Raw genomic sequence first — 12553 nt, 5'->3', positions numbered from 1 at the left:
GGATGGGTGCGCTGTTCAGGTGGCGGCGATGGCGTTCAGGGTCAGCTGGCGGGCCCGCTGGTCGGCGGACAACAGAACCTCAAGTGTATCGGCTGGTTCGGTCGGCAGTGTTGAAAGAGCGTTAGCAACCAGCGTCGGAATGGTCAGGAAGCCTATGCGGCCCTGAAGAAACGCTGAAACAGCCTCTTCGTTGGCGGCGTTCAGCACCGCCGGGGCGGTGCCACCGGCGCGCATCGCTTGCCACGCCAAGGCCAGGCAGGGGAAGGCGTCGGTGTCGGGGGCCTCGAAATCCAGCCGGCCCTGGGCGAGCAGGTCCAGCCCGGACACGCCCGATTCGATCCGTTGCGGCCAGCCCAGGCCTACGGCCAGAGTGGTGCGCATGTCCGGCAGGCCCATCTGCGCCAGCGTGGAGCCGTCAACGAACTCCACCAGCGAATGCACCAGGCTCTGCGGATGCACCAGCACCTCGATGCGTTCGCCGGGGATGCCGAACAGGTGGTGGGCCTCGATGACCTCCAGGCCTTTGTTCATCAACGTCGCCGAATCGACCGAGATCTTCGGCCCCATCGACCACTTCGGATGCGCCACGGCCTGGGCCGGGGTGACCTGCTGCAGTTCGGCGCGGCTGCGCCCGCGGAACGGGCCACCCGAGGCGGTCAGCAGGATGCGGCGCACGCCGGCACCGTCGAGGCTGGCATCCCGTGAACGCAGGCACTGGAAGATCGCGCTGTGCTCGCTGTCGATCGGGATGATCTCGGCGCCGGCACGTTCGGCGGTGCGGGTCAGTAGTTCGCCGGCCAGTACCAGCGATTCCTTGTTGGCCAGCAGGATGCGCTTGCCGGCCGCAGCGGCGGCCAGGGTCGAGGACAGGCCGGCGGCGCCGACGATCGCGGCAACCACGGTGTCGCAGGCGTCGCTGGCCGCCAGCTGGTCCAGCGCGGCATGGCCGGCGTGGGCCTGGGTGGCCAGGCCGGCTTCGCGCAGGCCGTCGCGCAGTTCGGCATACAGGGTTTCATCGGCGATCACCGCATGCGCGGGCCGGTGCTGCCGGCACAGGGCCAGCAGCGCCTGTACCTGGCGGCCGGCGGCAAGCACGGTGGCCTGGTACCGCAGCGGATGGCGGGCGATCACGTCAAGCGTGGAGGCACCAATCGAGCCGGTGGCGCCGAATACGGCGACCCGGCGCAGGTCTGCAGCAGCTTCCATGGTCAGAACCCGAAGATTTCCTTGCCCAGTGCGAACACCGGGATGGCCGCCAGCACGCCGTCGACGCGGTCGAGCACGCCGCCGTGGCCGGGGATCAGGTGGCCTGAATCCTTGGCGCCGGCATGGCGCTTGATCAGGCTTTCGAACAGGTCGCCCAGTACCGAGGCGAATACGGCCACCACCGAGGTAACCAGCAGGCCGGGCAGGTGCCCGGCATCGATGCCGGCCAGCCAGCCCAGGCCGACGGCCACCGCAACGCCGGCGATCAGCCCGCCGACGAGGCCTTCCCAGGTCTTGTTCGGGCTGATCCGCGGTGCCAGCTTGTGCTTGCCGAAGTGACGGCCAGCGAAGTAGGCGCCCGAATCAGCGGCCCAGACCAGTGCCAGCGCGGCCAGCAGCCACAGGTGGCCCTGATGGCCGGGCGGGTCGCCGCCGGCATGGATCAGCACCAGCGCAGCCCACGCCGGCACGATGGCCAGGGTGCCGGCCAGCAGCTTGAGGATGCGCGCCGGACTGCCAGGCTGCGCGCCGAAGTTGAAGAAGCGCAGCCACACCAGCGCGCCCAGCCACCACGCCACGCCCACCAGGGTCGCGATCTGGAACAGTACCAGGGTGCCGGCATCGGCCCACACCAGCAGCACCATCAGCACCAGGTTGAGGACCAGCAGCACGGTGCGGGCGAGGGTGTCTTCGACGTCGGCCAGCTTCAGCCATTCCCACAGGCCGATCAGCAGCACGGCAGCGGCGGCGGCGGCCAGCCATTGCGTGGGCAGCAACAGGATCGCCGCAATGGCGACCGGCGCCATGATCAGCGCGGCGAGGACTCGGGTCTTGGTCATGGGCTGGACGTCTCGGTGGCCAGGGCGGCGATCTGGGCGCTGGTCAGGCCGAAGCGGCGCTCACGGCTGGCGTAGGCATCCAGCGCCAGCTGCAGCTGCGCGGCATCGAAATCCGGCCACAGCGCTTCGGTGAACCACAGCTCGGTATACGCCAGCTGCCACAGCAGGAAATTGCTGATGCGGGTATCGCCGCCGGTGCGGATGAACAGGTCCGGTGGCGGCAGGTCGGCCAGGGCCACCTGTCGCCCCAGCAGGGATTCGTCGATCTGCTCGGGAAGCAGGCGGCCGGCTGCAACTTCAACAGCCAGTGCGCGTGCGGCACGGGCGATGTCCTGACGGCCACCATAGCTGGCGGCGATCGACAGGGTCAGTGTGCTGTTGTCGGCGGTGCGCTGTTCGGCCAGCTGCATGCGGCTGACCAGGGCAGCACCGAAGCGCTCGCGTTCGCCGATGAAGCGCACGCGCACGCCGCGCCGATGCAGCTCGTCCACTTCGCGGTCGAGCGCGCCGAGGAACAGCTTCATCAACGCATCGACTTCTTCCTGCGGCCGGCCCCAGTTCTCGCTGGAGAACGCGAACAGGGTCAGCGCCGGAATGCCCAGTTCCAGGCAGCGCTCGATGGTGCGGTTTACCGCGCGCGCGCCGGCTCGATGGCCGATCACGCGGGGGCGACGGCGCTGCTGTGCCCAACGCCCGTTGCCATCCATGATGATGGCGACGTGGCGCGGGAGGGCGGCCGGCAGGGGAGGCGGGACTGAAGGCATCGACTTCAGACCGACATCAGTTCCTTTTCCTTGTCGGCGACGACCTTGTCGATATCCTTGATGTTGGCATCGGTCAACTTCTGGATATCGTCTTCGCCGCGCTTCTTGTCGTCTTCGCTGATCGCCTTGTCCTTCAGCAGCTTGGCGATTTCCTTGTTCGCATCCTGGCGGATGTTGCGCACGGCGATCTTGGCGCCTTCGCCTTCCTTCTGTACCTGCTTGGCCAGTTCCTTGCGGCGCTCTTCGGTCGGCGGCGGCAGGTTGACGCGGATCGAGGTGCCGATGGTGTTCGGGGTCAGCTCGATGTTGTACAGGCCCTTTTCGATCTCCTTGATCATGCTCTTGTCGAAGGGCGTGACCAGCAGGGAGTGGGCGTCGGCGTTGGAGACGGACGCTACCTGGTTCAGCGGCGTGCTGGCGTTGCCGTAAGCATTGACCGTGACACGGTCCAGCAGGGCCGGCGTTGCGCGGCCGGTGCGGATCGAAGTGAGGGTGTGCTTAAGAGCGTCGATGCTCTTGGCCATGCGCGTCTGCGCGTTGTTCTTGATGTCGTTGAGCATCGCCAGGGTCCTGGATGTAACTGGAATCGGGCGATTATAGGCGAATACGGGACGCCGCCGGGCCTGAATCGGCCCGGAGGTCGCCTTGCGCTCAGCCTCAGGCCGGATCGCGGCCCTGGACGAGGGTGCCGATGTTCTCGCCGTGCAGGATCTTCAGCAGCTCGCCCGGCTGGCCCATGTCGAACACGCGCATCGGCAGGTCGCTGTCACGGGCCAGGGCGAAGGCGGCGGTATCCATCACTTCCAGGCCACGGCGGATCACTTCGTCGTAGCTCAGGCTGTCGAAGCGGACAGCGTCGCTGTACTTGTTCGGATCCTTGTCGTACACGCCATCGACCTTGGTTGCCTTCAGCAGCAGGTCGGCGCCGATCTCGATCGCGCGCAGGGCGGCGCCCGAGTCGGTGGTGAAGAACGGGCTGCCGACGCCAGCGGCGAAGATCACCAGGCGGCCCTTTTCCAGGTGGCGGATGGCGCGGCGGCGGATGTAGTCCTCGCACACGTCGTTGATCTTGATCGCGCTCATCACGCGGGCCTTGGCGCCCACTTTTTCCAGCGCATCCTGCATGGCCAGCGCGTTGATGACCGTGGCCAGCATGCCCATCTGGTCGCCGGTGACGCGGTCCATGCCGCCAGCGGCCAGGCCTGCACCGCGGAAGATGTTGCCACCACCGATGACCAGGGCGACTTCGGCGCCGGCCTGCTGGGCCTCGACGACTTCACGGGCCAGGCGGTTGATGATCTTGGGGTCGATGCCGTAGTCCTCATCTCCCATCAGCGCCTCCCCGGAAAGTTTCAACAGGATGCGGCGATAGGCGAGCTTGGACATAGGGACCTCGGGTGCGTGGAAATCGCGGGCGATTCTACGCGCAAGCGGCGCGCGGCCAAAGCGTTTTGTGCACTGCGGCGCAAAATACCGGTGTGCCCCGTGCATCCGGGGCGCACCATTCAGCCCAGCTCGGCGCCAGCAGTGGCAGACAGTTCATCATGCCCCAGTTCGCCCGGAGAGCGTGCGATGACCCTGTTGCGACCCAGGTTCTTGGAGCGGTAGAGAACGTCATCGGCGGCGCGCAGCAGGTCCTGCACGCCGGCAAAGCGCTCGTAGCCGCCCTGGGTGGCCACGCCGGCCGAGAAGGTGATGAACAGCGGGCCACCTTCCAGTTCCGCCATCGGAGTGGCGACGATGTTCGCCAGTACCCGGCGGATCACGTCCAGGGCCACCGATTCACTGGTATTGGGCAGCAGCGCGACGAACTCCTCGCCGCCGAAGCGGGCCACGGTGTCGCTGTTGCGCAGCTGCCCCTGCAGCTTGCCGGCAAAGGCGCGCAGCACCTCGTCGCCGGTCAGGTGGCCGTGCGCATCGTTGATCTTCTTGAAATCGTCCAGGTCGATGAAGGCCACCGACAACGGCCAGCCATGGCGGCCGGCGCGCAGGAATTCCTGTTCCAGCACGGCTTCGAGCTGGCGGCGGTTGAGGACGCCGGTCAACGCGTCGCGATGGGCCTGGTCGGCCAGGCGCTTGGCGCGGGCCTCGAATTCATCGGCGCGGCGGCGCGCCTGGTCGGCATCCTGCAGTTCGCGCAGGTTGCGCAGGGTGGCCAGTTCCTGGGCGTGGTCGATCAGTTCACGCACGCGTGCCGGCGAGTTCAGGCCGTTCTCGAACAGGCTGGCGATGTCCGGCAGCGCTTCGCTGATCCGCGCCAGCACCTGGTCGAAGCGGGCGCTGTCCATCTGCAGGCGGTCGTGGACCTGCTGCAGGGCGCGTTCGCGTGCGCCATCGGCGTCTTCATCCAGCCAGATGTCGGCGACCGCGCCAGACAGCTGTACGCAGGCCTGGAACGGATTTTCGGCGGTGACTTCGTCTTCGCTGTGGCGGATGCTGTCCACCAGGTAGCGCGGCAGGCCCCACTCCTCGGCCACCCATGCGCCGACGTCGGCGTGGCTGCAGCCGAGTTCCTGGCGCTCGCGCGCGATCAGGTCGGGGTTGTCGCGCGCCTCGCGCAGCAGCGGTAGGTAGCGTTCGGATTCGGCCTGGGCCAGGCACAGCACGCCCATGTCCTGCAGCAGTCCGGCCAGCATCAGCTCCTCCAGCCTGCGCAGGCCGCGCGCTTGGCCGAGCTGGCTGGCCGCCAGCGCGCTGAGGATGCTGCGCTTCCAGGCGCGTTGGCGCAGATCGTGGTCGGCGCCGCCTTTGCCGGTCAGGCCCTGGGTGACAGTGAAGCCCAGGGCGAGGCTGATCGTAGCGTTGAGCCCGAGCATGGTCAGCGCCTGGCCGAGGTTCTCGATCCGGCGCCGGCTGGCATACAGCGGTGAATTGGCGATACGCAGCATGCGCGCACTCAGCGCCATGTCGATGGCGATGATGTCCGCAGCGGTTGCGATGTCCGCCTCCGGGTCCTGGGCCAGTTCGATGATGCGCAGGGCAATACCGGGCGGCGAGGGGAGGTTGCGGCAAAGCGCCAGTGCAGCTGTCAGCTCGGGAGGCATGTCGGGTCGTTCAATTCCATTAGGACAAGAATACCTAGGAATGCATCACAGTCTGCGAATTTCGTTCCTGTTATGTGACTGCAGGTTCCCTTTGCCGAGTATCGGCTTGATTCGCTTGCAACGCAAAGGTGTCGGTGTGCGCACCAGCGGTGCGCACCCACAGATTCGGCCACCCACAGGTGAAGGGCACCCGCAGGCCCACCGGCATAAAAAAAGAGCCGCGGTTTCCCGCGGCTCCTTCTGGTTTCATTACAGCCGTGAGGCTGGAATCAGACCTGCATCGCCTTGGCAACTTCGGCGGCGTAGTCTTCCACCACCTTCTCGATGCCTTCGCCAACGACCAGCAGCTGGAAGCCAGCCACGTCGGCGCCGGCGGCCTTGACCACCTGCTCGACGGTCTTGTCGCCGTCCAGGACGTAGCTCTGGCCGTACAGGGTCACTTCGCTGACGATCTTGTTGATCTTGCCGCTGATGATCTTTTCCAGGATGTCGGCCGGCTTGGACTTGTCCTTCTCGGACATCTTGGCCAGTTCGATTTCCTTTTCCTTTTCCACGAACTCGGCCGGCACATCGGCAGCCTTGTTGTGCGGCGGCTTCAGCGCGGCCACGTGCATGGCCAGGCCGCGAGCCAGTTCGGCGTCGCCGCCGATCAGGTCGACCAGCACGCCGACCTTGCCGTTGGTGTGGACGTAGGAACCGACGTTGCCAGTGGTGTCCAGCTTGACCAGGCGACGGATCTGGATGTTCTCACCCAGGGTCTGCACGGCGGTCGCGCGGGTTTCTTCGACGGTCTGGCCGGTCGGCAGGGTGGCCGACTTCAGGGCTTCCACGTCGGCGGCGCCCGATGCCAGTGCAGCGGCAGCGACGGAATCGACGAAGTTCTTGAAGTTGATGTCGTTGGCGACGAAGTCGGTTTCCGAGTTGATCTCGACCAGCACGGCCTTGCCGCCGTCCTGGGCCAGGCCCAGACGACCTTCGGCGGCCACGCGGTCAGCCTTCTTGTCGGCCTTGGCAGCGCCGGACTTGCGCAGCGCTTCAGCAGCGGCGTCGATGTTGCCGCCGGCCTCGGTGAGCGCCTTCTTGCATTCCATCATGCCGGCGCCAGTGCGCTCGCGCAGTTCCTTGACCAGGGAAGCAGTGATTTCCACGGGATTACCTCACGAAAGAAAGGGGTTGGGCCGGCATGGTGGCCGGCCCGTGTGACAGTTTCCTGTCGTCGCGCCATCGGCAGCGGACAGGAAAGGTGGGCGCGTGGCGCCCACCGGGGCCTGGATCAGGCCTGGGCTTCGCCCTTGTCGGCAGCAGCCTTCTTGGCCGGAGCGCGGCGAGCCGGCTTGCCTTCTTCGGCCGGAGCGTCGGCGAACTCTTCTTCACGGACGGTGGCGGCGTGCGGTGCAGCAGCCTTGCCTTCCAGCACGGCGTCAGCAGCGGCGCGTGCGTACAGCTGCACGGCACGGATGGCGTCGTCGTTGCCCGGGATCGCGTAATCCACCAGCTCCGGGTTGTAGTTGGTATCGACGACGGCGATCACCGGGATGCCGAGCTTCTTGGCTTCCTTGATGGCGATGTCTTCGTGGCCGATATCGATGACGAAGATCGCGTCCGGCAGACGGTTCATGTCCTTGATGCCGCCCAGCGAGGCTTCCAGCTTGTCGCGCTCGCGACGCAGGCCCAGCACTTCGTGCTTGACCAGCTTCTCGAAGGTGCCGTCGGATTCACCGGCTTCCAGTTCCTTCAGGCGGGCAACCGACTGCTTGACGGTACGGAAGTTGGTCAGGGTGCCGCCCAGCCAACGCTGGTTCATGAACGGCATGCCGCAACGCTCGGCTTCTTCGCGGATCGACTCACGCGCGCTGCGCTTGGTGCCCAGGAACAGGATGGTGCCGCGCTTCTGGGCAACCGACGAGATGAAGTTCATCGCGTCGTTGAACAGCGGGACGGTCTTTTCCAGGTTGATGATGTGGATCTTGCCGCGGGCGCCGAAGATGTACGGAGCCATTTTCGGGTTCCAGTAGCGGGTCTGGTGGCCGAAGTGGACGCCGGCTTCCAGCATCTGACGCATGGTGACCTGAGGCATTGCAGAACTCCTGATGGGGAACCGGCGATTCCGCCCGCGGGATAGGTATGCGGGACGCGTGGAAGCGCTGAAGGTTCCGGGGTTGGGCTTCCCTGTTGCCTCCGTGGCCGAACTCCTTGCGGAGCACCCCGGCACGGATGGGGGCAGCAGGTGTGGATTCACCGGTGACGTCCGGTGTGGACGGTGTCCCGCGCACGGGGCGGCAGGACATCCCGGCAATTATAGCCCGCTTGGCTGGCTCGCTGCAATTGCGGGTGCCCGCGCCGCCAGGATGACCTCCGTTCCGTCCTGCAGGCGGGCATGGAACCTGCCGCCTGCATAGCCATCGGCGCGCGGCGGCAACTGCCACTGGCGCTGGCGCGCCGCCAGCACGTAGCCGGCAAGGCCGGGCAGCAGCAGGCTGCGCTGGCCGCCAGCCGTGTCATAGGCAAGGTCGCTCAAGCGCGCGTGCCGGGTGCCACTGTTCAACAGTCTCAGCATGAATTGCGACCCGTTGACCACCAGCTCTGCCTGCAGGCAGGGGGACGCTGGGCCGACCGGTTCGCTGCGGAACAGGGGCAGTGAATAGCGCGGCATGGCCGGTTCTGCCGGTGCCAGGATGATACGGAATGCCTGTTCAGCGGCCACAGGCGCGGACGACGCCGGCAGCAACCACACGCGCTGGCGGGCGCCGGCCGGCAGGTCCAGCAAGGTCGGACTGGCCAGCACCTGCCCGCTGCGCTGCAGGTGTTCCGCATCCTGTTGCTGGTCCCACGCCCAGATCTGCACCTGGCCGCGCCAATGCCCGGGGCCAGGATTGTGCAGCCACAGCTCGGTCCGCCCCTGCGCAGCCGGCAGGTGCAGGGTGGTCGGCATCAGGTCCAGCGCCTGCAAGGGCATGGGCAGCAGTGCCATCAACAGGGGCAGCAGCCGGCGCATCAGTAGTAAGTGGTGGGCGGTTCGGGCAGCGAATGCCCCTGTTCGTCCTGCGCTGGCGGGGCCAGTTCACGGACCTGGGGCGGCAGGTGACCGCCGTCGCTGTGCTGCTGTGGCACCGGGCAACGTGGGCCGCCCTCCGTGCCGACGCAGCCTTCAACCACGGTCAGGCGGATCTGCATTGGGACGGGCGCCGGGTCGGCCCACGCTGCTGTGCTGGCGATGGACATCGCTCCGATCAGTACTGCCCGAACCACCTGCGATCCACCGTGTTGTCGACCTGATGCGCGGTATCGGCCGAGATGGGGGATTCTGTAGAGCGGGCTCCCCTCAGTAGGTGATCGTCACCTGCACCAGGTCGTTGTAGGTGCCCGCCGGAGGCTGTCCGGCAACGGGAGGCACACGCCCGAATATGTTCAGTGTCTGCGCGCTGCCAGTGCCGACGCCGCTTAAGGTGTCCACGGTGAGCGTATTGCCCCAGCGCAGGCTGCGCGCAGCGTCCCGGTACAGCTCGTAGGTCAGGTAATAGCTGTTGCCGCCGATGGTGGTGCGCATGCGCCGGGTGGTAGTAAGGGCCGGGTTGTTCTGACCGTTGTTCAGGCCGACCTGGTAGGCGGTGCGCTTGAGGCAGGTCAGCGTCAGGGTGGCGGTCTGGTCGATGTTGGCGGGAATGCCGCCGGTGACGTTGCCGAAATTCATGGTGGTGGTGAGGTAGCTGCCGCATTGCGGCAGCACGGTGGCAGTGGCATTGAAGGTGAAGGCATTGCTGGCGGTGTTGGTGCCGGTAGCGCCGCCATTGCAGGTGGCCGGTACGGTGGCGGTGCCCAGCAGCACCTCGTTCCAGGCCCAGGTAAGCACCACGTTGGCCCCGGTGAAGGTGCTGCTGTAGTTGCCGGAGGCCAGCACCTGGTTGGCCGGGATCTGTGCGAACAACTGCGTGGTACGGCTGCCGGAGCCGCCGATCAGCGGCACGTTGTAGGTCATCGTCAGTTCCTGTGCGGGAGGTGTGCCGCGCGGTGCCAGGCCGGTGACTTCGCTGTAGTTGGCGACGTTGTATATCTGGAAATTGAGCGGATCACTGCTGCCGTTGACCATTGTCCGCCACGGCGAGGTACTGGTGCCGCCGGTGCCATTGCCCAGGCCGATGCAGACGCGGATGCCGGTGGTGGCGACCAGGCTGAGTGCGGCGGTGGAGCAGTTCACGGTGATGTTCAAGGTGCCGGGGGTGGCACCTGCCGCGCCGCTGCTGACGTTGCCGAAGGGCAGCAGCGCGTCGGCGGTGGCGGTGCAGGTCGCGGCCGCGCGTGTCGATGCACTGGCGATCAGGCCGGCCAGAAGCAGCAGGCCGAGCAGCAGCATCCTCATGGCGCCACCTCCGGCACGCATTGCAGCGGGACCGGGCGGGCGCTGGCCCCGACGGCGACCACCTGCGGTGCCGGCACGCGGACCCGGCACTGGCCACCGCTGCTGGTGATGTACAGCACGCTGCCGGGTGCAACGTCCTCCAGGTACAGCAGGCCGTCGTAGCCGACGGTGGCCTGGCGGCCATCGGGCAGCTGCACTTCGCTGCCCACCTCCAGCGGTTGCCCCCTCATGTCCTGCAGGATCAGCCGCAATGACGCGCGCGAACGCAGGTTGAAGGTCAGGCCGGTGCCGGCGCGCTGGCGGGGTGTCACCCAGTCCTCGATGCGATCAGCGCGCATGTCCGCTGGCAGGTCCAAGGTGTCGATGGAGACGCGGTTGCGCTGCCAGGACAGCAGCGGGCTGATCAGCAGCAGGCCACGCTCGTCGGTGGCACCGATCAGGCGGTTCTCAAGCCGCACCGGCACACCGCCAACGCCATTCGTGCTGACCACGGCGAAGGCATCGGCGACTTCGCGGGCGGCGAAGGTGTGCCCGGCCATCCACACCAGGCTGCCGCTGGCGCTGCCATAGGCGTAGTTGAGGCCCGCCTGGCGGGAGGCACCGAAGGCGTAGCGGCCGACATCGTTGAGGATGCCGACTTCGGCCAGGCCGCCGCTGCCGCCGTCGCCGTGGCGGACCTGCGCGCGCCAACCGATACCGCCTGCGCTGCCGTCGCCCGGGACCGGCTGGGTGACATCGGCGACCCAGCTCTGGCGGTCGCCATTGCGCTGGCTGGACAGGCTGGCCTGGCGGTTGTTGCCCAGGCTTGCGGTCAGCGACAGGTAGACGCTGCGGTCATCACTGTCGTCCAGGTTCTGGTTGACCGACAGGTAGGCCGACCAGCGCGGGCTCCAGCTGCGTGACCAGAACAGGCTGGCATAACGGTTGTCATCGCCATCGGGGTAGCGCAGGCGAAGGTAACTGGCGCTGAGGGTGCCCAGGCGCAACAGGTCCAGGCCGACCGTGGCCTGCTCGCTGATGCTGGGCGGCAGGTTGGCCTGCAGCGCGCCCAGGTCGCGGTAGTCGCCGTGGCTGCGCACGCTGCGCAGGTTGAAATTGAAGCGCCGGTTGTTCCAGCTGTACCCGAGCGCCCACTGTCCGCCCTGCAGGCCCTGGTAGCGGCTGTGGGCATAGGCGGCATTGAGCACGCCGGCGCCGCCCAGCAGCCACCAGCCACCCACGCCGGCCTGCGCCAGGCCGCCGCCGCCCTCGGCATGTGCTTCACCGGTGAATGTGTCGCTGACGCCGCCGCGCCAGCTGGCGCTTGCCACGGTACGGTCGTCATAGGCGAAGGAGCGTTCGCCGAACTGCTCGCGCAGCTGGCCGACGCCGAGCGACCAGTCCGACAGACCCTTGGCCAGCAGCTGCTGGGTGCCGTAGAAGCTGAAATCCAGGGTCTGCATGCGGCCGAAGGCATCGGTGACCACCACCTGCGCGCTGCCGGTGCCGCTGATGCCCGGCTGCGCCGCCAGCTGGAACGGCCCGACCGGTACCTGGCCGCTGTACTGGCGCAGGCCATCGACATACAGCTCGACCGTCGATGGCACCACCGCCTGGCCGAGGAAGGCCGGGGTGGGGGTGAGGACGCGATACGGCTGCAGCCCGTAATTGCGCCCGATCTGCAGGCCGCCCAGGCGTACCGGCCGGCTCCAGTCGACAAAGCCGCTGTAGAAGTCGCCAACCTCCAGGGTCAGCGCCTTGTCCGGGAAATCCAGTGTCCAGCGCGTATCAAGGCGTACGCTTTCGCTGCGCCAGTGGCGGTCGCCGGTCTGGTAGCGACGGCTGACGGCGGTGTTCTCGAAGGTGCCGGTACCGATGCCGAACACCCGCAGTTCAGAGCTCAGGGTAAGGTTGCCGAGGCTGTCGACACGGCTGCCGTACAGGTCGTAATTGAGCAGGACGCCGGGCGAGGCGCTGCCGCGGGAAGCGCGGACCTGCGGGCGGCTGAGCACGGTCGTGGGCAGGGTCAACTGGTCCAGTGGCACGTCCAGCGCGAGGGTCTGCAGGTGCGCGTCATAGCGCACCACCGCACCGCTGATCTGGTCGAGGTACACCGGGGCATCGCCGCTGGCGTTGAAGCCAAGCTGGCGCAGGATTTCGGGGCTGGCCTGCAGGCGGCCACGGTTGTCGGTGAAGGGCAGCAGGCCGCGCGGCGTGCTGTTGAGGGTCACGTCCAGGTACAGCGTCTGGTTGGCCGTGAGTGGGGTTGGTGGCGGCAGCAGGGCATCGGCGGAGACCCCGGAGACATCGGCTGCATGAGCCGCCGGGGACAGGGCCGCACCGAGCGCTGCGCTCATCAGCGCC

General features: G+C 67.2%; 12 protein-coding genes. All 12 read right to left on the bottom strand.

The features are described 5' to 3' along the window. Positions 1–15: 15 nt before the first annotated feature. A complete protein-coding gene (locus AC1DCU_RS09060) occupies positions 16–1206 on the bottom strand; it encodes a 1-deoxy-D-xylulose-5-phosphate reductoisomerase (RefSeq protein ID WP_033830714.1) in 1191 nt (396 codons plus the stop codon). A 2-nt stretch (positions 1207–1208) separates the two neighbouring features. Next, positions 1209–2045: a phosphatidate cytidylyltransferase gene (locus AC1DCU_RS09055; protein ID WP_442251030.1), complete on the bottom strand. Its 837-nt coding sequence runs from the start codon at positions 2043–2045 to the stop codon at positions 1209–1211. Further along, positions 2042–2809, bottom strand: a complete 768-nt coding sequence (gene uppS / locus AC1DCU_RS09050) for a polyprenyl diphosphate synthase (protein ID WP_032975790.1) — start codon at positions 2807–2809, stop codon at positions 2042–2044. Before uppS ends, AC1DCU_RS09055 begins: the two co-directional genes overlap by 4 nt. A gap of 5 nt (positions 2810–2814) precedes the next feature. Next, positions 2815–3369, bottom strand: a complete 555-nt coding sequence (frr, locus tag AC1DCU_RS09045; protein WP_025877664.1) for a ribosome recycling factor — start codon at positions 3367–3369, stop codon at positions 2815–2817. Positions 3370–3466: 97 nt separating this feature from the next. Then, positions 3467–4195: a UMP kinase gene (gene pyrH / locus AC1DCU_RS09040; protein ID WP_025877663.1), complete on the bottom strand. Its 729-nt coding sequence runs from the start codon at positions 4193–4195 to the stop codon at positions 3467–3469. Positions 4196–4314: 119 nt separating this feature from the next. Then, positions 4315–5853, bottom strand: coding sequence for a sensor domain-containing diguanylate cyclase (locus AC1DCU_RS09035; protein WP_032975791.1), 1539 nt, complete (start codon positions 5851–5853; stop codon positions 4315–4317). A 269-nt stretch (positions 5854–6122) separates the two neighbouring features. Continuing rightward, positions 6123–7001 carry a translation elongation factor Ts gene (gene tsf / locus AC1DCU_RS09030; protein ID WP_032975792.1) on the bottom strand — a complete coding sequence of 293 codons (879 nt, stop codon included), beginning with the start codon at positions 6999–7001 and terminating at the stop codon, positions 6123–6125. Positions 7002–7126: 125 nt separating this feature from the next. Continuing rightward, positions 7127–7930 carry a 30S ribosomal protein S2 gene (rpsB, locus tag AC1DCU_RS09025; protein WP_025877657.1) on the bottom strand — a complete coding sequence of 268 codons (804 nt, stop codon included), beginning with the start codon at positions 7928–7930 and terminating at the stop codon, positions 7127–7129. Between the two features lie 219 nt (positions 7931–8149). Further along, positions 8150–8848 (bottom strand): fimbrial biogenesis chaperone, encoded by a 699-nt coding sequence (locus tag AC1DCU_RS09020; protein WP_442251031.1) that lies wholly within the window; start codon positions 8846–8848, stop codon positions 8150–8152. Then, positions 8848–9027 (bottom strand): hypothetical protein, encoded by a 180-nt coding sequence (locus AC1DCU_RS09015; RefSeq protein WP_223482177.1) that lies wholly within the window; start codon positions 9025–9027, stop codon positions 8848–8850. Before AC1DCU_RS09015 ends, AC1DCU_RS09020 begins: the two co-directional genes overlap by 1 nt. Before the next feature lie 148 nt (positions 9028–9175). Then, on the bottom strand, positions 9176–10210 hold the full coding sequence (locus AC1DCU_RS09010; protein ID WP_442251032.1) for a Csu type fimbrial protein: 1035 nt from the start codon (positions 10208–10210) through the stop codon (positions 9176–9178). Next, complete coding sequence (locus AC1DCU_RS09005) at positions 10207–12546, bottom strand: fimbria/pilus outer membrane usher protein (RefSeq protein WP_033830720.1); 2340 nt, start codon at positions 12544–12546, stop codon at positions 10207–10209. The genes AC1DCU_RS09010 and AC1DCU_RS09005 overlap by 4 nt, the downstream gene beginning before the upstream one ends. Positions 12547–12553 lie beyond the last annotated feature (7 nt).

This window comes from Stenotrophomonas sp. 10L48, assembly GCF_056395105.1.
The sequence above is the reverse complement of the archived record's forward strand: the minus strand, read 5'-3'. Positions and strand labels throughout refer to the sequence as shown.